Source organism: Jeotgalibacillus sp. ET6 (genome assembly GCF_029667115.1).
Lineage (GTDB): Bacteria > Bacillota > Bacilli > Bacillales > Jeotgalibacillaceae > Jeotgalibacillus.
Genome location: NZ_JARUIU010000072.1, coordinates 1 through 277 on the forward strand (window position 1 = coordinate 1; position 277 = coordinate 277).

Here is a 277-nt window from a genome sequence, read left to right on the forward strand (position 1 = left end):
CTTTTTCAGGGATTTAACTGCCGTGGAGAAGAAAAATACAAGGATTTATTAATGGACATTGCTACTGAAGAAGAACAGTGAATTCCTGTAAGTAAGCTTGAAATCAATTCTGCAGACAACAAGGATGAAAAATTAATTTTGGAAAAACTGTCATATGCTTGTAAGGCTGAATAGAGACAGATAGTAAAGTGATCCTGTCTGTCGAAACACATACAGGTTAAATACAGTCGATTATAGGTTTTTTTAGGAATTTACAATGTCTTGAGGCAGGAGTAAT

Annotated in this window: 1 pseudogene; it reads left to right on the forward strand. The window is 34.3% G+C overall.

The annotated features are described in order from the left end of the window. Positions 1-72: pseudogene (locus tag P6709_RS19880) on the forward strand (manganese catalase family protein); the annotation flags it as partial. Between the last annotated feature and the right edge of the window lie 205 nt (positions 73-277).